General features: G+C 59.2%; 22 protein-coding genes and 2 pseudogenes. 22 read left to right on the top strand and 2 right to left on the bottom strand.

The window, feature by feature from the left end:
* Positions 1–17: 17 nt before the first annotated feature.
* The 10 genes and pseudogenes from atpD to LZU96_RS00370 form a co-directional block, all read left to right on the top strand.
* Positions 18–1,415 (top strand): F0F1 ATP synthase subunit beta, encoded by a 1,398-nt coding sequence (gene atpD / locus LZU96_RS00415; RefSeq protein WP_010258870.1) that lies wholly within the window; start codon positions 18–20, stop codon positions 1,413–1,415.
* 24 nt (positions 1,416–1,439) lie between these two features.
* Positions 1,440–1,859, top strand: coding sequence for a F0F1 ATP synthase subunit epsilon (locus tag LZU96_RS00410; RefSeq protein ID WP_233985790.1), 420 nt, complete (start codon positions 1,440–1,442; stop codon positions 1,857–1,859).
* Positions 1,860–2,020: 161 nt separating this feature from the next.
* Positions 2,021–3,391, top strand: coding sequence for a bifunctional UDP-N-acetylglucosamine diphosphorylase/glucosamine-1-phosphate N-acetyltransferase GlmU (glmU, locus tag LZU96_RS00405; protein ID WP_233985789.1), 1,371 nt, complete (start codon positions 2,021–2,023; stop codon positions 3,389–3,391).
* A gap of 146 nt (positions 3,392–3,537) precedes the next feature.
* Positions 3,538–5,367, top strand: coding sequence for a glutamine--fructose-6-phosphate transaminase (isomerizing) (gene glmS, locus LZU96_RS00400; protein WP_233985788.1), 1,830 nt, complete (start codon positions 3,538–3,540; stop codon positions 5,365–5,367).
* Positions 5,368–5,511: 144 nt separating this feature from the next.
* Entirely contained in the window at positions 5,512–6,339 is an 828-nt protein-coding gene (locus LZU96_RS00395) for a TnsA endonuclease N-terminal domain-containing protein (protein WP_094988648.1), read from the top strand.
* Entirely contained in the window at positions 6,326–8,413 is a 2,088-nt protein-coding gene (locus LZU96_RS00390) for a Mu transposase C-terminal domain-containing protein (RefSeq protein ID WP_024014938.1), read from the top strand. The genes LZU96_RS00395 and LZU96_RS00390 overlap by 14 nt, the downstream gene beginning before the upstream one ends.
* Complete coding sequence (locus LZU96_RS00385) at positions 8,406–10,016, top strand: ATP-binding protein (protein ID WP_180246356.1); 1,611 nt, start codon at positions 8,406–8,408, stop codon at positions 10,014–10,016. The genes LZU96_RS00390 and LZU96_RS00385 overlap by 8 nt, the downstream gene beginning before the upstream one ends.
* 1 nt (position 10,017) lies before the next feature.
* Positions 10,018–11,520 carry a TnsD family Tn7-like transposition protein gene (locus LZU96_RS00380; RefSeq protein WP_233985787.1) on the top strand — a complete coding sequence of 501 codons (1,503 nt, stop codon included), beginning with the start codon at positions 10,018–10,020 and terminating at the stop codon, positions 11,518–11,520.
* A complete protein-coding gene (locus LZU96_RS00375; RefSeq protein ID WP_094988650.1) occupies positions 11,513–13,135 on the top strand; it encodes a Tn7-like element transposition protein TnsE in 1,623 nt (540 codons plus the stop codon). The genes LZU96_RS00380 and LZU96_RS00375 overlap by 8 nt, the downstream gene beginning before the upstream one ends.
* Before the next feature lie 91 nt (positions 13,136–13,226).
* A pseudogene (locus LZU96_RS00370) lies at positions 13,227–13,328 on the top strand (ATP-binding protein); the annotation flags it as partial.
* 290 nt (positions 13,329–13,618) lie between these two features.
* Here the strand turns inward: LZU96_RS00370 and LZU96_RS00365 are convergent.
* Together LZU96_RS00365 and LZU96_RS00360 are read right to left on the bottom strand one after the other, a co-directional pair.
* Positions 13,619–13,771, bottom strand: a pseudogene (locus tag LZU96_RS00365) (transposase domain-containing protein); the annotation flags it as partial.
* A complete protein-coding gene (locus tag LZU96_RS00360) occupies positions 13,728–13,991 on the bottom strand; it encodes a transposase (RefSeq protein ID WP_001446199.1) in 264 nt (87 codons plus the stop codon). The gene LZU96_RS00360 and the pseudogene LZU96_RS00365, both read right to left, overlap by 44 nt.
* Positions 13,992–14,005: 14 nt before the next feature.
* Between LZU96_RS00360 and LZU96_RS00355 the strand changes: the two genes are divergently transcribed.
* The 12 genes from LZU96_RS00355 (at position 14,006) to LZU96_RS00300 (ending at position 25,853) form a co-directional block, all read left to right on the top strand.
* Complete coding sequence (locus tag LZU96_RS00355) at positions 14,006–14,269, top strand: hypothetical protein (protein WP_141228731.1); 264 nt, start codon at positions 14,006–14,008, stop codon at positions 14,267–14,269.
* A gap of 223 nt (positions 14,270–14,492) precedes the next feature.
* Entirely contained in the window at positions 14,493–14,774 is a 282-nt protein-coding gene (locus LZU96_RS00350; protein ID WP_016782886.1) for a helix-turn-helix domain-containing protein, read from the top strand.
* A gap of 34 nt (positions 14,775–14,808) precedes the next feature.
* A complete protein-coding gene (gene hsp20, locus LZU96_RS00345; RefSeq protein ID WP_034126243.1) occupies positions 14,809–15,378 on the top strand; it encodes a small heat shock protein sHSP20 in 570 nt (189 codons plus the stop codon).
* Positions 15,379–15,483: 105 nt separating this feature from the next.
* Complete coding sequence (gene clpK / locus LZU96_RS00340) at positions 15,484–18,333, top strand: heat shock survival AAA family ATPase ClpK (protein WP_233985786.1); 2,850 nt, start codon at positions 15,484–15,486, stop codon at positions 18,331–18,333.
* Positions 18,334–18,479: 146 nt separating this feature from the next.
* Positions 18,480–18,938, top strand: a complete 459-nt coding sequence (gene hsp20-GI / locus LZU96_RS00335; protein ID WP_016782889.1) for a small heat shock protein sHSP20-GI — start codon at positions 18,480–18,482, stop codon at positions 18,936–18,938.
* Positions 18,939–18,959: 21 nt separating this feature from the next.
* A complete protein-coding gene (gene yfdX1, locus LZU96_RS00330) occupies positions 18,960–19,868 on the top strand; it encodes a heat resistance protein YfdX1 (RefSeq protein ID WP_233985785.1) in 909 nt (302 codons plus the stop codon).
* Positions 19,869–19,970: 102 nt separating this feature from the next.
* A complete protein-coding gene (locus tag LZU96_RS00325; protein ID WP_016782891.1) occupies positions 19,971–20,858 on the top strand; it encodes a YfdX family protein in 888 nt (295 codons plus the stop codon).
* 85 nt (positions 20,859–20,943) lie between these two features.
* A complete protein-coding gene (locus LZU96_RS00320; RefSeq protein WP_000993372.1) occupies positions 20,944–21,555 on the top strand; it encodes an HdeD family acid-resistance protein in 612 nt (203 codons plus the stop codon).
* Positions 21,556–21,653: 98 nt separating this feature from the next.
* Positions 21,654–22,799 (top strand): hypothetical protein, encoded by a 1,146-nt coding sequence (locus LZU96_RS00315; RefSeq protein ID WP_029611654.1) that lies wholly within the window; start codon positions 21,654–21,656, stop codon positions 22,797–22,799.
* Complete coding sequence (trx-GI, locus tag LZU96_RS00310) at positions 22,789–23,229, top strand: heat resistance system thioredoxin Trx-GI (protein ID WP_180246352.1); 441 nt, start codon at positions 22,789–22,791, stop codon at positions 23,227–23,229. The genes LZU96_RS00315 and trx-GI overlap by 11 nt, the downstream gene beginning before the upstream one ends.
* Positions 23,230–23,232: 3 nt before the next feature.
* Positions 23,233–24,939 carry a cation:proton antiporter gene (locus LZU96_RS00305; RefSeq protein WP_034113490.1) on the top strand — a complete coding sequence of 569 codons (1,707 nt, stop codon included), beginning with the start codon at positions 23,233–23,235 and terminating at the stop codon, positions 24,937–24,939.
* A 20-nt stretch (positions 24,940–24,959) separates the two neighbouring features.
* Positions 24,960–25,853: a GGDEF domain-containing protein gene (locus LZU96_RS00300; protein ID WP_176464243.1), complete on the top strand. Its 894-nt coding sequence runs from the start codon at positions 24,960–24,962 to the stop codon at positions 25,851–25,853.
* The last annotated feature ends 18 nt before the right edge of the window (positions 25,854–25,871 follow it).

The raw sequence follows: 25,871 nt of genomic DNA, 5'->3' as shown, positions 1-25,871 counted from the left end.
TAGGTAGAGGATTCAAGATGGCAACTGGAAAGATTGTCCAGATTATCGGCGCCGTTGTTGACGTCGAATTCCCTCAGGACGCGGTACCGCAAGTGTACAGTGCCCTCGAGGTTATGAATGGTGATGCGCGTCTGGTGCTGGAAGTTCAGCAGCAGCTGGGCGGCGGCGTGGTCCGTACCATTGCAATGGGTACGTCTGACGGCCTGAAGCGTGGTCTGAGCGTCAACGACCTGCAGAAACCGATTCAGGTTCCGGTCGGTAAAGCGACCCTGGGCCGTATCATGAACGTTCTCGGCGAGCCAATCGACATGAAAGGCGAGCTGAAAGAAGAAGATGGCAGCGCAGTAGAGATCGCCTCTATTCACCGCGCGGCCCCTTCTTATGAAGATCAGTCTAACTCGCAGGAACTGCTGGAAACCGGCATCAAGGTTATCGACCTGATGTGTCCGTTCGCTAAGGGCGGTAAAGTGGGTCTGTTCGGTGGTGCGGGTGTAGGTAAAACCGTCAACATGATGGAACTGATCCGTAACATCGCGGCTGAACACTCAGGTTACTCAGTGTTTGCCGGCGTGGGTGAGCGTACTCGTGAGGGTAACGACTTCTACCACGAAATGACCGACTCTAACGTTATCGATAAAGTTGCGCTGGTCTATGGCCAGATGAACGAGCCGCCGGGTAACCGTCTGCGCGTGGCACTGACCGGTCTGACCATGGCGGAAAAATTCCGTGATGAAGGCCGTGACGTTCTGCTGTTCATCGATAACATCTACCGTTACACCCTGGCCGGTACCGAAGTGTCGGCACTGCTGGGTCGTATGCCATCTGCGGTAGGTTACCAGCCAACGCTGGCCGAAGAGATGGGTGTGTTGCAGGAGCGTATTACCTCCACCAAGACCGGTTCAATCACTTCCGTACAGGCCGTTTACGTCCCTGCGGATGACCTGACTGACCCGTCACCAGCAACCACCTTTGCGCACTTAGACTCAACGGTAACGCTGAGCCGCCAGATCGCCTCTCTGGGTATCTACCCGGCCGTTGACCCGCTGGACTCTACCAGCCGTCAGCTGGATCCGCTGGTTGTCGGTCAGGAACACTATGATGTTGCGCGTGGCGTTCAGTCACTGCTGCAGCGTTATCAGGAACTGAAAGACATCATCGCCATCCTCGGTATGGACGAGCTGTCTGAAGAAGATAAACTGCTGGTGGCACGTGCGCGTAAGATTCAGCGCTTCCTGTCTCAGCCGTTCTTCGTTGCGGAAGTCTTCACCGGTTCACCGGGCAAGTACGTTACGCTGAAAGACACTATCCGTGGCTTTAAAGGCATCATGGAAGGTGAGTTTGACCACCTGCCAGAGCAGGCCTTCTACATGGTTGGTGCCATCGAAGAAGCCGTGGAAAAAGCGAAGAAACTGTAATAACGGTTTCCCGGGAGGAAGATTATGGCTATGACTTATCACCTGGATGTGGTCAGCGCAGAGAAGCAGTTGTTCTCTGGTCTGGTACAGAAAATTCAGGTGTCAGGTAGCGAAGGTGAACTGGGGATTTTCCCTGGCCATGCGCCGCTGCTGACTGCCATTAAGCCTGGAATGATCCGTATCGTGAAACAGCACGGCGAAGAGGAGTTTATTTATCTCTCTGGCGGCGTGCTGGAAGTGCAGCCGGGCAGCAGCACCGTTCTGGCCGATACCGCGATCCGCGGTACCGACCTGGACGAAGCCCGCGCCCTGGAAGCGAAACGCAAAGCAGAAGAGCACATGAACAGCAGCCACGGCGACGTGGACTATGCTCAGGCCTCTGCCGAGCTGGCGAAAGCCATTGCCAAACTGCGCGTGATCGAACTGACCAAAAAAGCGATGTAATCCAGCTTTATGCGTCACGAAATGCCAGCCCTTCGGGCTGGCATTTTTTTTGTCTTTCCGATCATCTGCGCCCTTCCGCCTAATTTCGGCCTGAGAAAAATGTAGTAATCTCACCCTCAAACCGTTTTACTTTCACCCGTAAAAATTCACTCAGGATAGTTATGTCTAACAGTGCGATGAGTGTGGTGATCCTTGCTGCCGGCAAGGGCACCCGTATGTATTCCGATCTGCCAAAAGTTCTGCATACGCTGGCAGGCAAACCGATGGTGCAGCATGTGATTGACGCCGCCAAAGGGCTGGGCGCGCAGCAGGTGCATCTGGTTTATGGTCACGGCGGCGATCGCCTGAAGGCAACCCTCACTGACAGCACGCTCAACTGGGTGCTGCAGGCCGAGCAGCTCGGCACCGGCCACGCGATGCAGCAGGCGGCGCCCTGCTTCGCGGATGACGAAGACATTATGATGCTTTACGGTGACGTGCCGCTGATCGCGGAGGCGACGTTACAGCGCCTGCGTGAGGCCAAACCGCAGGGCGGCATCGGCCTGCTCACCGTGGTACTGGATAATCCCACCGGTTATGGCCGCATCGTGCGTGAGAACGGCACCATTGTTGGCATCGTCGAGCAGAAGGATGCCACGCCAGAGCAGCTGAAAATCACCGAAATCAACACCGGCATTCTGATCGCCAACGGCGGCGATCTGAAACGCTGGCTGGCGCAGCTCACCAATAACAACGCGCAGGGTGAATATTACATCACCGATATCATCGCGCTGGCCCATCAGGAAGGCCGGGTGATTGAGGCTGTTCATCCAACGCGCATCAGTGAGACCGACGGCGTGAATAATCGTCTGCAACTGGCCACGCTGGAGCGCACTTATCAGACCGAACAGGCTGAGCGCCTGCTGCTGGCGGGCGTGATGCTGCGCGATCCGGCCCGCTTTGATTTACGCGGCACGCTGACCCACGGCCGGGATGTGGAAATCGACACCAACGTCATCATTGAAGGCCTGGTGACGCTCGGCGACCGGGTAAAAATCGGTGCCGGCTGCATCATCAAAAACAGCGTGATTGGCGACGATTGCGAAATCAGCCCCTATTCGGTGATCGAGGATGCGAATCTGGCGACCGCCTGTACTGTCGGACCTTTTGCCCGGCTGCGTCCCGGCAGTGAGCTGGCGCACGCCGCCCACGTTGGCAACTTCGTTGAGATGAAAAAAGCCCGTCTGGGCGAAGGTTCGAAAGCAGGCCACCTCTCTTATCTGGGTGACGCCGAGATCGGTGCCAACGTTAACATCGGTGCCGGCACTATCACCTGCAACTATGATGGCGCCAACAAATTCAAAACCGTGATCGGCGATAACGTGTTTGTCGGTTCCGATACGCAGCTGGTGGCCCCGGTCAGCGTGGCGGCCGGCGCTACGATTGCCGCCGGTACTACCATCATGAAAGATGTCACCGAAGCCGGTCTGGTCTATAACCGCAAAGAGCAGAACCACAAAGCAGCGTGGCAGCGTCCGCAGAAGAAAAAATAATTTTAACGGCCCGCTTCGCGCGGGCCGATGCAGTGCCAAAACTATAATCCCCACTCTCTACAAGGCTCGGGGAACCGGCAAAGCCGGATATCAGGTCGCATGACAACGAAAGTGGCGAACAGCCATGTAGTCAGGAAAACATCATTATGTGTGGAATTGTTGGTGCAGTAGCGCAACGCGATATCGCAGAAATTCTGCTGGAAGGCCTGCGTCGTCTTGAATATCGCGGATATGATTCGGCCGGTCTGGCCGTGGTCGATCGTCAGGGGCACGTTACGCGCCTGCGACGTTTAGGGAAAGTGCAGAAGCTGGCCGAGGCTGCCGAACAGCAGCCGTTGATTGGCGGAACCGGTATCGCCCATACGCGCTGGGCAACGCACGGCGAACCGTCGGAAGCCAATGCGCATCCGCACGTTTCAGAGCACATCGTTATCGTGCACAACGGCATTATTGAAAACCATGAGCCGCTGCGCGCTGAGCTGATCGCGCGTGGCTACGTTTTTGTCTCGGAAACCGACACCGAAGTGGTGGCGCACCTGGTGCACTGGGAGCAGAAACAGGGCGGTACGCTGCGTGAGGTGGTGCTGCGCGTCATTCCGCAACTGCGCGGTGCCTACGGCATGGTGATCATGGACAGCCGCGATCCGTCGCTGCTGGTGGCGGCTCGTTCCGGCAGCCCGCTGGTGATTGGCCGCGGCGTGGGTGAGAACTTTATTGCTTCCGATCAGCTGGCGTTGCTGCCGGTAACGCGGCGTTTTATCTATCTGGAAGAGGGTGATATCGCGGAAATCAGCCGTCGCGATGTGACGATTGTGGATCGCGCCGGTCAGCCGGTCACGCGCGCCGAAATCGAGTCGAATCTGCAGTATGATGCCGGTGATAAAGGTATCTACCGTCATTACATGCAGAAAGAGATCTACGAGCAGCCGATTGCGCTGAAAAGCACCCTGAGCGGGCGCTTCAGTCAGGGCAAAGTTGACCTCAGCGAGCTGGGCGCAGGCGCGGAAACGCTGCTAAGCCAGGTGGAGCATATCCAGATCATCGCCTGCGGCACCTCCTACAACTCCGGCATGGTGTCACGCTACTGGTTTGAGTCGCTGGCAAACATCCCGTGCGACGTTGAGATCGCCTCTGAGTTTCGCTACCGCAAATCCGCGGTGCGGAAAAACAGCCTGCTGATCACCTTATCGCAATCGGGTGAAACCGCCGATACTCTGGCGGCGCTGCGCCTCTCCAAAGAGCTGGGCTACCTCGGCTCGCTGGCGGTGTGTAACGTGGCGGGTTCTTCGCTGGTGCGGGAATCCGATCTGGCGCTGATGACCAAAGCGGGCACCGAAATTGGGGTCGCCTCAACCAAAGCCTTTACCACCCAGCTGGCGGTATTGCTGATGCTGGTGGCGAAACTGGGTCGGCTGAAAGGCATGGCGGCGGAAAAAGAGCATGAGATTGTCCATGCGCTGCAGGCGCTGCCAGGCCGGATTGAGCAGATGCTGGCGCAGGATAAGCTGATTGAAAACCTGGCGGAAGGCTTCTCGGATAAGCATCATGCGCTGTTCCTTGGTCGTGGCGATCAATACCCGATCGCCATGGAAGGGGCGCTGAAGCTCAAGGAGATCTCCTACATTCATGCTGAAGCCTATGCGGCCGGCGAGCTGAAGCATGGCCCGCTGGCGCTGATTGACGCTGATATGCCGGTGATCGTGGTCGCGCCCAACAACGAACTGCTGGAGAAGCTGAAATCCAATATCGAAGAGGTGCGCGCGCGCGGCGGTCTGCTCTATGTGTTTGCCGATCAGGATGCGGGCTTCAGCGACAGTGACGGGATGAAGATTATCCCGCTCCCGCACGTTGAAGAGGTGATTGCGCCAATCTTCTACACCGTGCCGTTGCAGTTACTCTCCTATCACGTCGCCCTGATCAAAGGCACCGACGTCGATCAGCCGCGTAACCTGGCGAAATCGGTTACCGTGGAATAACAAAGTGGGCCCCGTCGCGGGCCCTGTGGGATGCAAATAAAGGTTCATCCGTATAAATAAAGTATCATCCGTATAAATAAAGTTTCATTCTGAGCCTGCATCCGCTATGTTGAGGTCATCGACACAGCGGGGGCAGGCTTTCTCATGTCTGGAACATTCAAGGGGCTGACCCAGGCCCAGATCGATAGAAGGCTCAAGGACGGGCGTGGCCAAGGCCAGGGATCAGACTACAAGCCGTTCATCTACACCAGGGACGTGTCCTCGCTGGGTCGCTCCCACCGCCTGCCTGGCAGCAAGACCCGGCGTTTACACCATCTTCTATCCGATCTTGAACTGGCCATCTTCCTGACCTTGGATCGGTCTCCCCATGTCACCGATATCCGTGAACAGTTTCCGATGCGGGTCGAAGATACGGTGCGCATCGCCGAGGAGCTTGGCCTGCCCCACGGTTGTTACAAGGGTACCCAGCAGGTACTGACCAGCGACTTTCTGGTGGATTTCGAAGATCCTCAGCGCCCGAGCATCGCGATTCAGGCCAAGTACAGTACCGACCTGCAGAAGCCTGAAGTTATCGAGAGGCTTGAACTTGAAAGGCGCTACTGGCAGGAAAAAGGTATTCCCTGGGTCATCGTCACTGAGCGCGAGGTATCCAAGGTGGCATTTGCCAATATCCAATGGCTCTATCCTGCCCATGCTGAAGGCGACATCGCTCAGGACGATCTCGCCCATTACCAGCAGCTGTTTCTGCTCGAGTTTCAGCGTCACCCAGACCGGAAGCTGACCGCTATTGCCCAAGGACTGGATACCTCCGGCCAGCTGGAGGCCGGTCAGGCGCTCTATTGGCTACGCCAGTTGCTGGCCCGGCACTGTTTCCTTTTCGATCTTGACACTCCTTACCGGGAGCTGAAGCCGAAAGACCTGGTTGCCAACTCTCATCAAATGCATCAGGAGCTGAGCAGTGTTGCCCGTTAATCAGGTGTTCCGGATGGGGGAACTGCGAAAGCGCCTGCTTTGGTCCGGTACCGAGCAGGCAATCTGGATCGATATCGATTCGGACACGGCGTTGCCCGAACCGATATCGATTGTAGAGCTGGAGCGTCTGATCATGGAGCGGGAGCTGGAGAGCATTGCCGATCCCTTCGAGGAAACAGTCCTACGGGAGGTTGAGGAAGGTTCCCTTGATCAGCAGAAGCGTGATGAAGCTTGGGGAATGCTGGCGGATTTTGTGCACGACCCCCAGCTTTTCGTGCGGCGCCCCAGAGGGCTCATTGTCAGAGGCATCATGGAGCGCCATGGTGTCACCAATCAGACGGTGTATAGGTTACTGAGGCGCTACTGGCAGCGAGGCATGTGCAGGAATGCCCTCTTGCCGGACTATGTCAACTCGGGCGCCCGTGGCAAGCGCAGAAAGCCGAACCAGGCCAAGCTGGGCAGGCCCAGAGTGGTGATGGAGGGGAAAGGGAGCAATGTCACGCCGGACATCGAGCGCATTTTTCGCCGGGTCATCGAGGAACGTTTGCTCAAGGAAAAACATCCGTCCATTCCTGATGCCTACGCCGCCGGGCTGAATCTGCTCCGTGCTGTTCTGACGGAGCTGCCGACCTTCGAACTGCCTACATTGGGGCAGTTCCGTTACTTCTATGGGCGCGAATATCACTTCACCGACACCTTGCCATGCAGGGTGTCCGCAGTGGATTTTGCCAAGGACTTCCGACCGCTCAGCAGTACATCGACGACCGAGGCACTGGGGCCCGGATACCGCTACCAGATCGATGCCACCATCGCCGATATCTATCTGGTTTCAGAACATGATCGCAGCCTTATCGTCGGCAGGCCTGTCGTTTACATGGTGATCGACGTGTTCAGCCGCATGGTCGTTGGTATGTACGTCGGATTCGAGGGACCTTCCTGGGTCAGTGCCATGGTGGCATTGGCCAACACGGTCGCCGACAAGGTTGAGTATTGCCGCCAGTATAGCGTGGAGATCGATGCCAGCGACTGGCCGGTCAAAGGCTTGCCGGATGTGGTGCTGGCCGATAAGGGCGAACTGAATGGCACCAAGGTGGAAGCATTTTCCCAAGCCTTCGGCGTTCGCATCGAGAATGCACCGGCCAGGCGAGGAGATGCCAAGGGGATCGTCGAGCGTTATTTCCGGACGGTGCAGGAGCGTTTCAAGCCCTATGCCAGCGGTGTGGTCGAGGACACCACCAGCCGGAAGCGGGGTGGCCACGACTACAGACTTGATGCCAGTCTGACCTTGCCCGAGTTCACCCAGATCATCATTGCCGGCATCCTCTACCACAACAACTTTCATACCTTGAGCAAATACGACAGAACCTCTGGTATGCCGGGCGATCTGCCAGCCATCCCGGTCATGCTGTGGAACTGGGGCTTGGCCAACTTGACCGGCCGGTTACGTACTGCGCCCGAGGAGCTGGTGCGGATAAATCTCTTGCCCCATGAGTCGGCCACGGTTTCGGAGCTGGGAATCAGGCTGTTCGGCTGCTTCTACACCTGCCAGGAAGCAATCAGGGAGGGTTGGTTTCACCGAGGCCAGGGGCGCCGGCCGACAGGGGTAACGGTCGCATACGATCCGCGTAGCGCCGACCACATCTACCTGCGGCCGTCCAATAGTCTCAAGGACTACTGGGTTTGCGATCTTGCCGACCGCAGTCGACGCTTCAGGGGGATGACCTTCTGGGATGTCTGGCTGCTGTCCAGAGAGGAACGGCGTAGCGATACCAACGCGGCGGCGGAAGCTTTGGTAGAGAGAGGCAATCTTCTGAAGCAGATCGAGTCCATCGTTGCCCAGGCAGAGGATGCCAGTCCGGTCAAAACGGGTATGACCACGAAGGATCTGGGAACCCAGATCCGCGAGAACAAGCAGCAGGAAAAGCGCCAGGAACGCCAGAAAACAGCATTCAAACCGGATAAAGCACAGCAGGAAAAGCCAGCCGAGGTGATCCCACTGCGGGGTGAGAAGCAGGAAGATTATGCCTTCCCAGATCTCAGTGACCTGATATTCAAGGAGGAAGAGGATGACTGAAGAATTCCAGCGCGGAGTCATTCCCCTGGCGCGTTACCAGGAGCAGCAGCTTCCCGAGTATCAGGACAATCCGCTCATCAGCGCATTGCCTCCGATTCCTGATCTGCAGGAGGTGGTCGATCTATTGCAGCAGCTTCCCGGTTTCGAGCCGCAGGAGGCGCTTCTGGATGGTCGGCTCAGGGCACATGCGATTGCCCGCCTGTTGCACGGCTTCTTCCAGCCGCTGAGCCATCACTTGGAGCTGGAGAGCAAGATCAGCCTGATGATCCGTCAAGGGTACATCGGTCGGAATCCGGCCAGCGGTGCCTGGTATGCGCACCTGCAGAATGGCTATCGCCGTGTCGAGGAGGAGGATCTGGATGCGGCGGTGTACCAGAGTGTCTCCTCTACGGCCAACAGCCTGTCGCTGTTCGGCTGCTCCGGTTGCGGCAAGACGCGCACGCTGGAGCGGATTCTGGGCATGTACCCCCAAGCTCTCCATCACCCTGATTACAACATCACCCAACTGGTCTACCTGAAGATCGACTGCCCAATTGACGGTGACTTGGATGAGCTGTGCCTGAGCTTCTTCAACGAAGTAGACAAGATCCTGGGTACCCACTACAGCCGTAGCCACGGACGCAAGAAGCTGGGTACCAAACGTCTGCTGGCATCCATGTGCCAGGTGGCCAATCTGCACACGCTCGGAGTGCTGATCATCGACGAGGTTCAGAACCTCAACGAGGCACGCTCCGGTGGTGCCGAAAAAATGCACAATTTCTTCGTGTCGCTGGTGAACACCATCGGTGTTCCGATCATTCAGGTCGGCACCCACCGGGCCAGCAAGTTCTTCCAGCGCACGTTCCGGGCTGCTCGGCGGGTCTCCGGGTTGGGCAGCATCCGCTGGGATAGGTTGCCTCGGGACGAGCATTGGAAGCGTCTGTTGAAGCGGCTTTGGAAGTATCAGTGGCTGCGAAATGCGGCGCCGCTGGATGATGAACTGGAGGCTACGATGTACGACCTCACCCAAGGGGTCATGGACATCGTCATCAAGCTGTTCGCGCTGGCGCAGATCCGGGCGATAGTGACAGGTGTCGAGTGCATTAAGCCGCTGTTGCTGCGCAGGGTTTTCGAGGACGAGTTCAAACCGGTCCATCCGATGCTGGCGGCCTTGCGGAGCGGTAGGCCCGAGCTGATCGCCAAATATGACGACCTGCTGATGCCAGAGATCGAGGGACGGTTGCTGACCCTGACTCGCTCTCTGGATAGCGTCCCCCAACCTAAACCATCGGCCCCTCCGGCTGATGACAAGGCAAAGCGGTTGGCCGCCCTGCTCGAAGGTATGGAAATCCCGAGGGACATCGCCATTCCCATGGCCGATGAATTGTTGGCGGAGAATCCGGACATCCCGCTGGCGGCCCTGATTCACAAGGCCACGGCCTACCTCGCGCAGGACGCTCCCAAGAGGCCCGGCATTTCCAGAGTTAAGCGGACGGAGTGGGGGTGCCTATCCGAGGAGGATCTGCGCCGACGTTATGCCGATGGGCCTGAAAGCGAGGCCTATGACAGATTCAAGCAGGCTGGCTTGATCCTCGATCTGCGGCCTCTGCTGAGAGCGAGCTGACATGTACTTCCCCAGGCTCTACCCGGACGAACTGCTTTACAGCGGTATTGCCCGGTGCCGGGTACATCTGGGGATAGGCAGCCACAAGACCTTGCTGCACATGCTTTTCGGTGACAGCAAGGTTGCCGCGATCACCGATCTGCCCACACACCTGACTGCGTTGGCGATCAACACGGGCTTGGATGCGGAAGGCATGATCCTGAATCACACGCTGTTCCCGCTCTATGCCCCTTTCATTCCGCCGGAGCGCCGTACCGATCTTTTTCAGGCCATGCTTGCTCCCGACCGGCCGACGATTGGTCTGTCTGGGGCCTCGACGGCCTTGGTCAAGTGGCCCGATTGGCTGCGTTACTGCCCGATCTGCTTTGAAGATATGTCTGCGCGCTACGGTGAACCCTACTGGCGGCGTAGCTGGCAGATTCAAGGGATAGATGCCTGTCCCGAGCATGGCTGTCAGCTCCTGAACTCACCTATCCCGTTCCGTCGAGCGCAGCGGCACGAGTTTCATACAGCCTCTCCACTGTTTCTGCCCCGTGATCTTCGCGTGAGTCCCGTGGGCGAAGAGGCTATCAGGCTCGCCAAGGCTGCTATGCAGCTGCTGGCGCTCGAAGAGGTGCAATCGCCTGGCTACGGACGCTGGACCAACCTGTACCGGTACCTGGCTACAGAGTGCGACGCCAGGCGAGGCCGGCAGGTCAGGGCTGAAGTCATCTGGGAGAAGATCCTGGCATCCCATCAAAGGGATTGGCTTGCTGCGAACGGTCTGCTGACATCCGGAGAGCCTCCACCTTGGCTGTTGGCGATGTTCAGGAAGCATCGCAAGGGATTCAGTGCGCTGCAGCATCTGATCGTCTGGACCAGCCTGCGCCCTGGCCAGCATGCTGGCGAGCTGATCAGCGAGGCGAAGACTCGCCAGGTCGACCTTGCCTCCGAGCGGTCAGTGCAGCTGCTCCCTGCTGAGTTTGAGCAAAAGCAGCAGTACCGAGCCATTTGGCTGCAAGCACTGGCTAATCACGGTGGAGCCAAGGCAGCCAGGCAAGACGGAGCAGGGGCATGTTACGCCTGGCTCTATCGTCATGACCGACACTGGCTGATGGTTGCGAACCAGGTCAGGCAGCGCCGACAGGGCAACAACAGCCACATCGACTGGCGAGCGCGTGACATAAGGTGGGTGCGCCTGCTGATCCGGATTGGTAGAGGTAGCGAAGAAGACCTGGGCCTTCCGCGCAGGAGTCGCAACTGGTTCCTGCAGCAGCTACCCCATCGGGCATCAGTCGAGCACCGTCTCGATCAATTGCCTCTTTGCTGCACCTTCCTGGATCGCTATGCCGAGTCCGTCGGCGAGTATCAGATCCGTCGCCTGACTGCAGCGATGCTGAAGGATGTACAGACAGGCATAACGTCTAGGCGCTGGGAGCTGGAAAAGCGTTGTGGATTGGAAAAAAGCAGGGTGGCACCACTGACCACTGCGTTCATTCGATTGATAGGAAGATGGATTGAATAGGACAGTATTTCGTCAGATCCCGAACGGATCCAGGTTGCTGGCCGTTGGAAATTTTTTCAGGGCCAAGACTCCGGCGGCCCAGTGGCAGTTGGCGGCTCTCTTTGAGCGTAACGGTCAGCTGCAGCTGCAGCGGTTCGCACAGGAGATGTCGTGTGTCTTGGCCGTTGGTCGCGAGTTTCTTGGCGAAGAAGGGGCTCCTTATCGTCCCAGTGGTTTCAAGAAGACGGTGGTGCTTCCTGCAATAGATACCTGGCGGGAAAGGCAGTTGGGTGAGTGCCCACGTCTGGCCAGAAGGCTTGCTGCAAATCCTGAGATATCTGGACAGCGATGCTTTGTGTTCGAGGTCGATGGTCTGACCGTCTGGCTGCCGAAATTCGAGCTGGCACGAAAAATGTTCTTCCACGCAGCCTTCGCCGTTCGTGCAGCCTTCGCACCGAATGGCTTGGACATGGCCTTCACGATCTACAGAGAGGGCGATGTTGTTCATATCCATACGCCCCCGAAGACGGGGGCCCCAAGTCAGCTTCTCAAAATCAAGGGATACAGAGACCATTTCAGTTGGCTGCTGCTGAATCAGGATGTGAGGCGATCCTTCGAGTCAATCTGGCAAAGCCTCAATCAAAGGCAAGAGCGGGTACTGCAAGAGTTGGCGTATGCCAGGTGGCAGTTCGACTTTCAGGCACCCACTTCCCTCGCGGGTACCACCATGGATGTGCGAGGCCCCTTTGATCCGGAAAGCAACGAATTGCTGGTCTGGGAGATCGAAAAGCTTCAGGGGCTCCGGTTTAGCCATCGCGGTGATATTTTTTTCCATCACCCTGCTCTCAAGTTACCCGTCAGGGGAGAGAACACAGGCTGTGTATCCGTGCCATCGGGAGCGAAAGAGTTGGAGGTGGATGCTGACGAAGAGCCGACTGCTGCCAAGGAGCAGAGGTTGATTCATCTGCCCGTTGAGGGAGTCACGTTTGATGCTCAGCTGCGCACCAAGATCGCCTACAACGGGGAGCGTGCCAACGGTCATGGCAAGAAGGTCGACGACGAGCAATGCCCGAGCAGAGAAAGCCAACTCTTCGGCGTGGCTGATCCTGTGAGCGAGGGCAGCATAGCGTCAGGAGAATTCCAACAATTGGGTGAGGGAGAGGGTGATGGGGACGAGCATGAACGGCTTGCAGATCGCTTCTCGCTGCTCCGAGAGATTCTTGAACAAATCACCCAAGAGTCTGGAGTTGCGCTGGTAGCACTGGAAGTGAGGCCTCTGCCGCCCGTTCCACGTTGCAGCTACCACATGATTGATCACGAAAAATCACGCTGCTATCTGCTGGCAAGGTTCAAGCTGCAAAACGGCGATCAACGCTACCTTCTAGAAATAGATACCTCAGACAACCGGAAGACCATGTCAACGCGGATCATGGGCTTCAAAGCAGGTGTTGAGGCAGGAAAATGCATAGACAGGATCTTGAGGGAGACAGTGAAAGGCTCGTTGCGTTGGCCAGGCACCATGGCGAAGTACTGTGAGCCTTTGCACTCTGTGCATCACCCGAAAGAAAGCTCATCTGGGGCCAACCATGCCCGGGTGTTCGACTGGAAGCAGCGGATACGCGCGGCCCTAGGCTGATTGCAGAATACACCGCAGTTCGGCTGCGATACATCTTGTCGCGCACTGCGTGCAGCCTCCCCGAAACTGCCCGGAGCCGTGCCAAGGCGATATAGGCCCCTTGGGAGTCGGCAAGACGCATCTGGCCATCGCACTGCGCTATCGGGCGGCGCAGTGCGGCATCAAGACCCGCTTCATCACTGCGGCCGACCTTGGTGCTGCAACTGGGCGCGGACCAGCGTAACCGTCCGGGCATCCCGGCTGGCTTGACCCCGCCAAGCTAAGAGATGGTGGCAGTTCGTGGATGCCGTTTCCCGGGTGCACGCGATCCGAGACCACGCGATCAAGCAGGAAAACGAGCACCTGGGCTTGCCTGACTGACCGCAGGCCGGCGACGACAAGGTGGAAAAGTTCGGCGTGTGGCTCTGGCGGCAACGATCCCGCGAAGGGCGGACGGTGCTTGAGCTGTTGAACGTAAGCGTGCGGGCAAACCGTCTTGCGCGACTATGCCGGATGCCACCTATGCGGCAGCAGCTCTGCAATCTCACTCGCCCGCTGCGTCGGCAACCGTGTCAGCACATCCTTGAGATAGGCATACGGATCGTGCCCATTATTACGGGCCGACTGGATCAAACTCATGATCGCAGCAGCGCACTTGAGCATGCGATCCCGCGCCGAGCATTTGAGAAGGCAACGGGATGAACGCTGGCTGGATAGCCGTGGTTTTCTGGGTATGCAGCCGAATCCATTTGTGGACGAGGTTGGCATTGAGGCTGTAGCCCAAGGCGATGTTTGCGATGGAGGCACCGGGTTCAGAACACTCCTGAATGACCTGGGCCTTGAAAGATTTGCTGTAGGTACGGCGCTGAGGGGGCATGGAAAATCCGCTTGATGGGCCATGGCCTTCGGCGGCGGTGTCGGGAAGGTGTGTTGGACGGACGGATACTGTTGAACTACGCTGTCTGGGGCAACGGAAGTGTTTCGGCCCGACTCTGGAACGCGATCCGCAGCGACGACTGGGCAATTCCGCACGTTGGCCTGAGCAGCCTCGGGGAAAGCGTCGGCTGGGCGCGCCCAGACGAGTTTCCGCCAAGGAACATGCAGACGAGCAAGGGGCTGCGGGCACTCGGCTACAACGTGAGGATCGGTGTTTGATCGAGGCGCCTGTGGCACACGCAGGCTGACGAGCCAGGCGCTGTCCATGGCCTGATCAGGCCGCCCCGCTGCGCCTTGCCTGAGCAGTTGACCTGCATCAATGGGGCGGGAGATCGCTGTACATTGACTCTTGAAGTTTGTCCTGGTAAGCGCAATATCTTGCAAAGTCTTGCAAGGATTTCCTTGGCCGGAACCGCAAAGCGACGCGATTGGAGAGGGTGAGATGAAAGCGCACCTACAGGTGATTTTCACGCTCGATGAATTGGCTGCGTACTTGAAAGTCGGCAAGCGGACGCTTTATCGGCTCGCCGCGCACGGGGAAATTCCGGCTTTCAAGGTGGGCGGGACGTGGCGGTTTCGTCAAAGTGAAATCGATCAGTGGATCAATGATCAGACCCGAGCCGGAGCAAAGAAGGAGGTGATGCGCAAGCGTGAACAGCAGAAGTCATCCGAGCAGCCCGTGTCGCCTGGGCGCACTGCCCGTCGCAGCAGGCAAAGGGCTTGAGTAACTCGTTTTTCAATTTTTCTGGAGGTATGACATGGACATCGATTTCAAGAAGTTGGCTCCCTGGAACTGGTTCAAGAACGAGCAGCAAGAGCAGCAGACCGCCTCTTCCCTGCCGGTGCAGCGCAATGACCTGCCAGCGGCGAGCGGGCCAGTCAGCCCGATCCTGCAACTGCATCGCGAGATCGACCGGCTGTTCGATGACGCGTTCCGGGGCTTCGGTTTTCCGGCGCTGGCCATGCCGCGGCTGCCATCCGATTGGTCGGGCATGCTGAAGCCGGCCCTGGACATCCAGGAAACCGACAAGCAGTACAAAATTGCCCTGGAAGTGCCCGGTGTCGAGGAAAAGGACATCCAGATCACCCTCGACAACGACGTGCTGGTGGTGCGTGGCGAGAAGCGCCAGGAACAGGAGAAGAAGGAAGGTGGCTTCCACCGTGTGGAGCGCACCTACGGCAGCTTTCACCGCGCCTTGAACCTGCCTGACGACGCCAATCAGGATTCGATCAAGGCATCGTTCAAGAACGGGGTGCTCACGGTCACGATCGACAAGCGCGAGGTCAGCGCGCCGAAGCAGGGACGTTCGATCCCGATCAACAGCTGACGTCGCCGGCTCGTTCGTCACAAGAAAAACCCGGTACGAGACGAGGTGTCGCGGCTCGCGATGCCTCGTCGCCTCAACCTTGTCAACCTTCTCAGGAGCATCAGCATGGCCAGAAAACAATGCCAGGTCTGCGTCCAACCCGCCACCGTGCGGGTGGAAGCCAATCTCAACGGGCGTCACAGCACCATGCTGTTGTGCGACGACCATTACCGCCAACTGGTGCGCCAGCAAAAACGCACCGTCTCGCCGCTGGAAGCCTTGTTCGGCTCGCGCAGCGGCCTGTTCGAGGACTTCCTCGGCAGTGACTTCTTCCGCATCGGCGACGACGCGACGCCCTTTGCCGCCGATACCGATGACGTGGTCGATGCCGTGTTTGGCGAACCCGCCGCCGCAGGTTCGGGTGCACCGCGCCGGCGCGGCAGTGGGCTGGCCAGCCGCATCAGCGAACAGTCGGAAGCCCTGCTGCAAGAGGCCGCCAAACACGCTGCCGAATTTGGCCGCTCCGAGGTGGATACCGAACATCTGCTGCTGGCGCTGGCCGACAGCGACGTGGTCAAGACCATCCTGGGTCAGTTCAAAATCAAGGTCGATGACCTCAAGCGGCAGATCGAGTCCGAGGCCAAGCGCGGGGACAAGCCGTTCGAGGGCGAGATCGGCGTGTCGCCGCGCGTGAAGGATGCGCTCAGCCGCGCCTTCGTGGCCTCCAATGAACTCGGCCATTCCTATGTCGGTCCGGAGCATTTCCTGATCGGTCTGACCGAGGAAGGCGAAGGGCTGGCCGCCAACCTGCTACGCCGCTACGGCCTGACGCCGCAGGCGCTGCGCCAACAGGTCAGCAAGGTGGTCGGCAAAGGCGCCGAGGATGGCCGCGCCGAGACGCCGACCAACACGCCAGAACTCGACAAGTATTCGCGCGACCTCACCAAGATGGCGCGCGAGGGCAAGCTCGATCCGGTCATCGGCCGTGCGCAGGAGATCGAGACCACCATCGAGGTGCTGGCCCGGCGCAAGAAAAACAACCCGGTGTTGATCGGTGAGCCCGGCGTCGGCAAGACCGCCATTGTCGAAGGACTGGCGCAGCGGATGGTCGCCGGCGAAGTGCCCGAGACGCTGCGCGACAAGCGTCTGGTGGAACTCAACATCAACGCCATGGTGGCCGGCGCCAAGTATCGCGGCGAGTTCGAGGAGCGCGTGCAGAAGGTGCTCAAGGAAGTGACCGAGCACCAGGGCGAGATGATTCTCTTCATCGATGAAGTGCACACCATCGTCGGTGCCGGCCAGGGTGGCGGCGAAGGCGGGCTGGACGTGGCCAACGTGTTCAAGCCGATGATGGCGCGCGGCGAGCTGAACCTGATCGGCGCCACCACGCTCAACGAGTATCAGAAGTACATCGAGAAGGACGCCGCGCTGGAGCGTCGTTTCCAGCCGGTGATGGTGCCCGAGCCGACGGTAGCGCAGACCATGATGATCCTGCGCGGCCTGCGCGACACCTTCGAGGCGCACCACAAGGTCAGCATCACCGAGGATGCGATCATCGCCGCCGCCGAGTTGTCGGACCGCTACATCACCGCGCGCTTTTTGCCTGACAAGGCCATCGACCTGCTTGACCAGGCGGCCGCACGCGTGAAGCTGTCGGCCACGGCTCGCCCAGTGGCCGTACAAGAGCTGGAGTCCGAACTGCACCAGTTGCGGCGTGAGCAGGACTACATGGCCTCGCGCAAGCAGTACGACAAGGCCGCCGAGCTGGGCAAGCGCATCGAGGCAAAAGAGGCCGAACTCAAGAAGCTCATCGAAGATTGGGAGCGCGAGCGCGCCTCGGGCAGCGCCGAAGTCAAGGCCGAGCATGTCGCGCAGATCGTCTCGCGCCTGACCGGCATTCCGGTCAACGAGCTGACGGTGGAAGAACGCGAGAAGCTGTTGCATCTGGAACAGCGGCTGCACGAGCGCCTGGTGGGCCAGGACGAAGCGGTGCGCGCGGTGGCCGATGCCGTGCGGTTGTCGCGCGCGGGGCTGCGCGAAGGCGGCAAGCCGGTGGCGACTTTTCTGTTCCTCGGGCCGACCGGCGTGGGCAAGACCGAGCTCGCCAAGGCGCTGGCCGAGTCCATCTATGGCGATGAAGGTGCGCTGCTGCGCATCGACATGTCCGAGTACGGGGAACGCCATACCGTGGCACGCCTGGTGGGCGCGCCTCCGGGTTATGTGGGCTATGACGAGGGCGGCCAGCTCACCGAGAAGGTGCGTCGCAAGCCCTACAGCGTGTTGCTGCTGGACGAGATCGAGAAGGCTCACCCCGACGTCTACAACATCCTGCTGCAGGTGTTCGACGACGGGCGGCTCACCGACGGCAAGGGCCGGGTGGTGGATTTCACCAATACCATCATCATCGCCACCTCGAACTTGGGCTCGGACATCATCCAGCGTCGGCTGAAGGCCCGTAGCGCCGCCGGCGAGGAATACGAGAAGACCAAGTCCGAGGTGATGGACGTGCTGCGCGGACACTTCCGCCCCGAGTTCATCAACCGCATCGACGAGATCATCGTCTTCCATGCGCTGGGCAAGGAGGAGATCCGCCATATCGTCGGCCTGCAGCTCGATCGTGTGGCCCGCAACGCCGCCAGCCAGGGCGTGACGCTGACCTTCGATCAGACCTTGATCGACCACTTCGCGGAGGAAGGCTACAAGCCCGAGTTCGGTGCGCGTGAACTCAAGCGCCTGATCCGCAGCGAGCTGGAAACCGCGCTGGCACGCGAGATGCTCGGCGGCGGAATCGGCAAGGGCGATCACGCCAGCGCACGCTGGGACGACAAGGCCGAACGGGTGGTCTTCGAGCGCCAGGAGCCACCCGCAAAGCCGGCCGAGCCTGAGAAGCCCGATGCCGCGAACGTGGCCGAGACGCCGCCGAGCGAGGCGAGCAAGCCTGCGCGCAAGAAAAAGTCAGCGGGCGGCGAATCTTGAGTCATGGGGAGGCTGTCGTGATCCTTCAATTGACCCAAGGACTTGTTCTTGATGGAAACGAAAAGTAGCAGGCGCTATTCAGAGTGCGCCGGCGGCTCTGTTCGGTGCGTCATCCAATTCGCCGGCATTGTTCAAGGAGAACCGATATGTCTGCATTGACTCCGTGGGACCCCTTCCGGGAACTGGATGAATTGCAAAACCGCCTGGCGACGATGTTGGGACGGCCCCCCCAGCGACAGGGCGCCCGTACCGGCAACGAAGCCATGACCACGGCGGACTGGGCACCAATGGTGGACATCAGCGAGGATGAGAACGCATTCCTCCTCAAGCTGGATCTGCCGGAGGTCCCCAAGGATGCCGTGCGCGTCAGCGCGGAAAACGGCGTACTCACCATCAGCGGCGAGCGCAAACTGGAAAAAGAGGAGCAGGGCAAGAAATTCCACCGCATCGAACGTGCGTATGGCCGCTTTGTGCGCAGCTTTGTCTTACCTGACAACGTTGATCCGACCAAGGTGACGGCTTCGATGAAAGACGGCGTGCTGGAAGTGCGGCTTGTCAAGGCCGAGCAAGCCAAGCCGAAGCAGATTGAAATTTCAGTCAATTAACTTCAATTGGAGTCCAACATCATGAATATCAAACAGCCCCAATACATCCGTTCCGCACTTGCCCTGGCGGTCTGCATCGGACTGAGTGGACCGGTTTTGGCCCAATCGGCGGCAAGTCCAAGCGCTGCAGCGCCCTCTGTCGCACCCAAGGCGGCGCAGCCACAAGTAGACGACAAGGCCGCCCAGGAAGCCGAAAAAAAGCGTTCCGAGCTCACTCAGGACGCCATCACGGCGCTCACCAAGACCCAGGAGGCTTTGACCCTCCTTGATGCAAATAAGACCAAGGAGGCGCTCGCTGCGCTGGAACTGGCCACCGGAAAGCTGGAACTGGTATTGGCACGCGACGCCAAACTTGCTTTGGCGCCGGTCGATGTACGCGTCATCACCCATGATATCCACGCCAACGTGGAATCGGTAAAGAAAGCGGTCAAGTTGTCTCGGGAGTTGTTGGGTGATGGCGAGGTGCAAAAGGCCCGGCCCATCGTTGCCAATCTGGCCAGCGAAATCGTGATCGAAACCGACAACCTGCCCATGGCAACGTACCCGGCAGCGATCAAGTCGGCTGCACGGCTCGTCGACAGCGGCAAGATCGACGAAGCCAAAGCAGAGCTCGCCCGAGCACTGAACACGCTGGTGGTCATCCAAGTTGTACTCCCTCTGCCCGTGCTACGGGCCGAGGCCACGATAGCAAAAGCTGAAAAGCTGGCCGAGACTGACAAGCGCGATGCCAAGCAGAACGAGGAGCTCAGCACCTTGCTGTCGTCCGTGCGCACGGAGATCGAGCTGGCGCAAATCCTGGGTTATGGCAAGAAGGAGGACTTCAAACCCATCTTCGATCAGGTGAAGTCCATTGAGCAAAAGTCGGCTGGTGGCAAAAGCGGCAATGGATGGTTCGACGAGTTGAAGACGCGCATCCAAAAGCTGTTTTGAGGTGATGAAGGGGCCGACTGCTCCATCGGTCAGTCTCGCGATATTCGCAGTCGGCCCCAATAGATTCCCCTATTTTCACTATCTCATACGAGGCATATCACCATGAATGAGCAAACATCGAATCCCAACGCGATCAACGAAGGCACGAACGAACAGGCCGCGGTAAGCAGCCTTCCTGCCAGACCAGAGCCCAAGCCTGAAGTCGTCACGGAGGTACAGCCTGAGGTTCAGAAGGAAACGGACTCGCAAGCGGCAGACAAACGTAAACAAGTCCTCGATGAGGCCGTCTCGGCCTTGGCGCTGACCAAATCAGCGCTGGCGGCCCTGGACGAAAAAGAATCCGCGCGAGCACTGGCAACGCTGGCCGAAGTGACGGGAAAGCTGGAGCTGATCGTTGCACGCGAACCCACGCTCGCCCTGGCCCCCGTTGATGTGCGCACCATCGTGCACGACTTGTTCGCCAACACGGAAACCGTTGAGGCGATGACTGACGAGGCGCTGGATGCCCTCAAACATGGCGAGGTGCAACGCGCTCGTCGCGTGTTGGCATTGCTGGCCAGCGAAATCGTGATTGCGGTCACCAACATCCCTCTGGCGACTTACCCGGCAGCCGTGAAATCCGTCGTGCCGCTGATCGATCAGGGCAAGATCGAAGAGGCCAAGGCCGCGCTGCAGTTGGCGCTCGGCACGCTCGTCGAGACACTCAGCGTCATCCCGCTGCCCATCCTGCGCGCCAAACTGCTCGTCAAGCGCGCCGAGACCTTGACAGAAGATGGCCAGCGCAGCGAGGCGTCCGGTGAACGCCTGCAGGACTTGTTAAACGAAGCCCGGCAGCAGTTGGAAATGGCAGAACTGCTGGGCTATGGCAAAAAGAAGGACTTTGAGCCCCTGTACTCTGAACTCAAGAAAGTCAAGGAAAAGACGGCCGGAGGCGGGAGCGGAAAAGGCTGGCTCGATGAAATCAAGGCGAGACTGTCAAAGCTGTTCTAAAACCGCAAGAGAGGGGCGAATAGCCCCTCTCTTCGCCATGAAGGCTTGATTTTCCTGATCTCATGATCCATCAAGGAGATATCGCATGAATGCAAATACCATCGCCGATTCGAATGCGGATAACCCTGCCGATGCCGTGTGTTCACTGACCCAAAATTGGTGGTTGTTTGCGCTGCGCGGCATATTCGCGTTGATTTTTGCAGTCCTCGCATTCTGGATGCCACACTCGGCTTTGTTCGCCATGACGATAGTGTTCGGCGCATTTTCTTTGGTCAATGGTGCGTTCAACCTGGTTGCAGCGGTGCGGCAAATGCGGCAAAAGCAGCGCTGGGGCTGGCTGTTGTTCAGCGGCATCGTCGGCATACTCACCGGTGTCGTTGTGGTAGTTGCCCCTCTGGCTGCCACTTTGGCGTTGGCCTATTTCTTGTGGGTAAGCGTGGCATTCTGGGCAATTTTCACCGGTATGCTGGAGATATCCGCCGCCGTTCGTCTGCGCCGGGAAATCAAGGGCGAGATCTGGCTTGCCCTCAGCGGGCTGCTTTCCGTGCTCCTCGGTGCGATCATCCTATGGATGTTTTTTACCCGCCCGATCGAATCATTTCTGGCCGCGGGCTGGGTATTGGGTTTCCATGCTGCGATCTTCGGTATGACTCTTTTGCTTCTTAGTTGGCGTTTGCGCAAAGCGCGTCAGCGGTAAGGGCGTGAAAAACCAAACCGTAAGATCATCTTTGAAAATCAACATATCCAATCACCCGGGTCCACTCACCTGGGCGGACAACCCTAAAGGGCTTGAGCATGCGTATACAATATAGCTATCGACTCGTCGAAAAAGAATTTCATGAACCTTGGCGAATGTCTGTAGAAAAAGCGGTTGAACCCGCTCTCAAGCCGCTGATCGAAAAGCGCTCCGAAGATTCGGTACGTCTTCAAATCGTCCTCGAACGCGCGAAAAAAGGATCTCGCTTAACGGCCAGTGGCCACATGCACTTGCCGGGCAAAAAAATCGTCAGCGTCACTGCATCGCATAACGATCTGACGCCTCTCGCGCACATGCTAGCGCAGGCGTTGTTCCGGCAGGCCAAGAAGCACTTTGATCGGCTGAGCGCTCAGGATCAAATCAAGCGTAAGGCGCGTCGTGAACGCTTGCGCGAGCTCAAGGCGCGGATCGACACTCAACCTGCCTCTGTCGTCCAGCAAGCACGCGGGATAATCGAGACGCTGCTGCCGAAGGTTGAGGCCGTTGCGCAACGCGAGTTGGCTTATCTGCATGCCGCCGGTGATTTGCCTCGCGATTATCCGACGCTGCACGACGTGGTGGACGAAGCGATTGCTCTGGCTGAATCGGTATGGACATCCGTTCCAGAAGAAAATGCCGCTTACCTCGATCTTTTGAAACATCTTTTTGCCGTCATTGATCGCGAAGTGGCAAACAGCCGGCAATATGGCGAGGCCGTTTCGCTGGATGCGCCGGTCGAAGCGGATGCGCAGGACATGGCGGAGGCCATGGTAGAGGAAGAGTTCTACGAGTTTTATCAGCCTGATGACGCACTCAGCCTGGCCGACGTCATGGCTGATAGTCGGCTTCCCGACCCAGCAGCAATCGCCGAACAGGAGGAAATTGGTGACAGATCGAGCGAATTCGCATTTGCATTCGACCTGATGAAGGGTATGCCGCACTTGTGGCGCCGCATTTTTCTGCTTATCCGGGTGGATGGGCTGGATGCAGGCTGCGCTGCTGAAATCCTGCGGATGCCTAATAAGATAGATGCTGTCAGAGCGGGGCTCATTCAAGCCGAAGCCTTCATTGCGGCTCACGTGGAAGATGCCGGCGTGAGCGAAGACGGGAACGATTGGATCAAAGGCGTAAATTGGTCGGCGATGTCGGTGATCCGAAGCGAGGCAACCTCACCGCAGTCCAAGGAAGCGAACCATGAAAAATGAACTCCACATCGTCTGCCCACATTGCCAGTCCATCAACAGCGTGCCGGCCGCCAAGCTCGCGGATCGTCCCAACTGCGGCCGCTGCCAGCAGCCCTTGTTCACCGGCGAGCCCATCGAGTTGACGACGGCGACGTTCTCGCACCACGTGGAGCGCAGCGATCTGCCGCTGCTGGTCGATTTCTGGGCGCCCTGGTGCGGGCCGTGCAAGATGATGGCGCCGCAGTTTCAACAAGCCGCGCGCCAGCTCGAACCCGGGATCAGGCTGGCAAAGGTGAACACCGAGGCTGAGCCCCACCTGGCCGCGCAGTTCGGTATCCGCAGCATTCCGACGCTCGCCCTGTTCCAGGGCGGACGTGAGATCGCCCGCCAGGCAGGCGCCATGGGCTCGCAGGACATCGTGCGCTGGGCCTCTGCACAGGTGGGACGCTGACCGATGCAGGATTTGCTCGGCACTACCCTGATCCTGCTGGCGGCGTGCAGCCTCGCGGTGGTGGCGACGGCGGCGTTCAGAGTACCCGCCTTGCTGGGTTACCTCGCCGTCGGCGCCTTGCTGGGCCCCTCGGTCAGCGGTGTGATCGCGCCGGGAGAGGCGTTGACTTTCATATCCGAACTGGGTGTGGCCCTGCTGCTGTTCATGGTCGGACTGGAATTCTCGCTGGGGCACTTCTGGCTCACTCGCAAGACCGTACTGGCGTCCGGCAGCTTGCAGATGGTCGTCGTGGCCGCGCCACTGACCCTGGTGCTGATCGGGTTGGGTCAGCCAGCTCAGAGCGCTGCACTGCTCGGCGCCGCAGCGGCCATGTCGTCCACGGCGCTGGTCAGCCGACAGCTGGCCGACCAAGGCGAGCTCACCACCCGCCACGGCCGCAGTGCCATCGCCGTGCTGGTCTTTCAGGACCTGGCCAGCGTGCCCCTGCTGGCCCTGCTGGCGATCTGGGCGCGCGGCGACTCGCCGAAGATCGAGAGCGTGCTGCTCGAAGTGTTGGGCGTGCTGGTGTTGTTCGCGGCAGCGGCGGTTGCCTCGCGTCGTCTGTTGCATGGCCTGCTGGGCTGGGTGGCGCGGCAGGGCCACGAAGAATCCTTCGTGCTGGTCTCCTTGTGCGTGGTCGTGGCGGCAGCCGCTGCTGCACACGCCGTCGGCGTATCCGCCGCCCTGGGGGCCTTTCTCGCCGGCATGGTCCTGGGCGAGAGCGACTTCCGGCACCACATGGAAAGCCACCTCAAGCCCTTTCGTGATGTGCTGTCGGGCCTGTTCTTCGTGACCATTGGCCTGCAGCTGGACACCGCGCAGATCGTGGCCGCACCGCTGGCGGTACTGGGTTGGCTGTTGGCCTTGGTGCCTCTCAAGATGGGGCTGAACTTTCTGGCGCTGCGCGCAACCCGCCTGTCGGCGCTCGACGCCTGGCGCGCAGGCATCGTGCTGGGTCATGGCGGCGAGTTTGCGCTGCTGCTCCTGGGCATGGTCATGCAGCAGCACCTGATCGCCGCCACCATGGTGCAACCGATGCTGGTGGCGCTGGTGTTGAGCATGGGGTTGGCACCGCTCCTGATCCGACACCATGACCGATGGGCGCGGGCTTTCAGCCGCTCGGGCGCACTCGGTCAGCCACCGCAGGCCGAAGAAGGCGAAGTCGCCGAGCGGGCGCGGTCGTTACGCGACCATGTGATCATCTGTGGGGCGGATGACGTCGGGCTGCTGCTGAGCCGAACGCTGCGCCTGGCAGGCATACCGCATTTGCTGCTGGAATCGGACCGCCAACGGGTCGAAGCGGGGCGTGCGATGGGGGCGCCGGTGTCGTATGGCGATGCCAGTCGGCTCGACACCCTGGCCGCCGCCGGATTGGCCCATGCCCGCCTGGTGGTGCTGACGTTTGCCCGTCCGCAGACGGCCCTGCGTATCGCTCAGGCGGTTCTCGACCGCCGCCTGAGCTTGTCCGTGGTGGTGGCCACTGAGCGCGTAACGGATGCCCAGCTTTTGCGTAATCTGCCCAATGTCAGACTGTACCCGTTGTACCTGGCTGCGGGACTGGGACTGGCCGAGCAGGTACTGTTGATGTTGGGCATCAACGCCGACCAAGTCGACCACCGGATCGAGGAATTACGGCAGACACTCAGTGAGTCAGGTGGGGATAGACCATGAACGGGCCGACCATTTGACTGATGGTGTCGCTACTTGCCAATATTGGCATGGCGGTTGCGCTATGGCGTTTTGTTCGTACCAATCGCCAGAGGCGTGACGAGCTGAAGCATCGCCAACAAGCGCAAATCGATGACAAGGAACGGATCGCCATCGCCCTGGAGGGCGCAGGGCTGGGATTCTGGGAGTGGGATATCGCTACCGACAGCTTCAGGCTTTCTGCCCGCAGTCTGGCGATGTTCGGCTTGACCTCCGACGAGGAGGTTGGCGCCACCCATGCCGCATGGCAAGCGCGTACTCACCCGGAGGATTTGCCGGTCGCTCTGGCAAAGGTGCGCGCTTACCAAGAAAACCCGTCGGAGCGATTGGAGTGCGAGTACCGCGTTCGTCATCGATCTGGCGTTTGGATTTGGGTGCTGGATCGCGGCCGTTGGCTGGGTGGCGCGGGCAGGCAACTGATAGTCGGCACTCTGCTCGACATCTCTTCTCGCAAGGAAATGGAGCAGCAGTTGCTGCGTATGGCGATCACCGACCCCTTGACCGGCTTGTCGAACCGGCGGGCTTTTAACGAACGATTACAGCTGGAATGGGAGCGCCTCAAACGCAGCACCGAGATACAAGCAGCACTTGTGCTCTGCGACATCGATCACTTCAAGCGTATCAATGACACCTATGGACACGGATGCAGCGATGAGGTGCTCAAGCACTTTGCTTCACGGTTGAGGGAACATGTTCGCGCAACCGACATGGCTGCCCGGATTGGGGGGGAGGAATTCGCTGTGTTGTTGGAAGCGGCATCGATAGAAGACGCCCAAGTATGGGCGGAGCGATTTCGTCAGGACACTGCGGCGACAGCGGTGGTGTGTGGAGAGGTGTCGATCAGCTATAGCGCCAGCATGGGGGGAGGCTCTCCTTGACCCCCGTTTGCACTCTGT

The sequence above is a fragment of the Pantoea agglomerans genome, assembly GCF_021397715.1.
In the GTDB taxonomy this organism is placed as follows: Bacteria; Pseudomonadota; Gammaproteobacteria; order Enterobacterales; family Enterobacteriaceae; genus Pantoea; species Pantoea astica.
Note: the sequence above shows the minus strand (reverse complement) of the source record. Positions and strands in the feature narration are given on the sequence as shown.

Coding starts and splice junctions, on each gene's coding strand:
- atpD (WP_010258870.1), top strand. CDS start 18: ATGGCAACTGGAAAGATTGTCCAGATTATCGGCGCCGTTGTTGACGTC.
- LZU96_RS00410 (WP_233985790.1), top strand. CDS start 1,440: ATGGCTATGACTTATCACCTGGATGTGGTCAGCGCAGAGAAGCAGTTG.
- glmU (WP_233985789.1), top strand. CDS start 2,021: ATGTCTAACAGTGCGATGAGTGTGGTGATCCTTGCTGCCGGCAAGGGC.
- glmS (WP_233985788.1), top strand. CDS start 3,538: ATGTGTGGAATTGTTGGTGCAGTAGCGCAACGCGATATCGCAGAAATT.
- LZU96_RS00395 (WP_094988648.1), top strand. CDS start 5,512: ATGTCTGGAACATTCAAGGGGCTGACCCAGGCCCAGATCGATAGAAGG.
- LZU96_RS00385 (WP_180246356.1), top strand. CDS start 8,406: ATGACTGAAGAATTCCAGCGCGGAGTCATTCCCCTGGCGCGTTACCAG.
- LZU96_RS00380 (WP_233985787.1), top strand. CDS start 10,018: ATGTACTTCCCCAGGCTCTACCCGGACGAACTGCTTTACAGCGGTATT.
- LZU96_RS00360 (WP_001446199.1), bottom strand. CDS start 13,991: ATGCCCCCTCAGCGCCGTACCTACAGCAAATCTTTCAAGGCCCAGGTC.
- LZU96_RS00355 (WP_141228731.1), top strand. CDS start 14,006: ATGGGCCATGGCCTTCGGCGGCGGTGTCGGGAAGGTGTGTTGGACGGA.
- LZU96_RS00350 (WP_016782886.1), top strand. CDS start 14,493: ATGAAAGCGCACCTACAGGTGATTTTCACGCTCGATGAATTGGCTGCG.
- hsp20 (WP_034126243.1), top strand. CDS start 14,809: ATGGACATCGATTTCAAGAAGTTGGCTCCCTGGAACTGGTTCAAGAAC.
- clpK (WP_233985786.1), top strand. CDS start 15,484: ATGGCCAGAAAACAATGCCAGGTCTGCGTCCAACCCGCCACCGTGCGG.
- hsp20-GI (WP_016782889.1), top strand. CDS start 18,480: ATGTCTGCATTGACTCCGTGGGACCCCTTCCGGGAACTGGATGAATTG.
- yfdX1 (WP_233985785.1), top strand. CDS start 18,960: ATGAATATCAAACAGCCCCAATACATCCGTTCCGCACTTGCCCTGGCG.
- LZU96_RS00325 (WP_016782891.1), top strand. CDS start 19,971: ATGAATGAGCAAACATCGAATCCCAACGCGATCAACGAAGGCACGAAC.
- LZU96_RS00320 (WP_000993372.1), top strand. CDS start 20,944: ATGAATGCAAATACCATCGCCGATTCGAATGCGGATAACCCTGCCGAT.
- LZU96_RS00315 (WP_029611654.1), top strand. CDS start 21,654: ATGCGTATACAATATAGCTATCGACTCGTCGAAAAAGAATTTCATGAA.
- trx-GI (WP_180246352.1), top strand. CDS start 22,789: ATGAAAAATGAACTCCACATCGTCTGCCCACATTGCCAGTCCATCAAC.
- LZU96_RS00305 (WP_034113490.1), top strand. CDS start 23,233: ATGCAGGATTTGCTCGGCACTACCCTGATCCTGCTGGCGGCGTGCAGC.
- LZU96_RS00300 (WP_176464243.1), top strand. CDS start 24,960: ATGGTGTCGCTACTTGCCAATATTGGCATGGCGGTTGCGCTATGGCGT.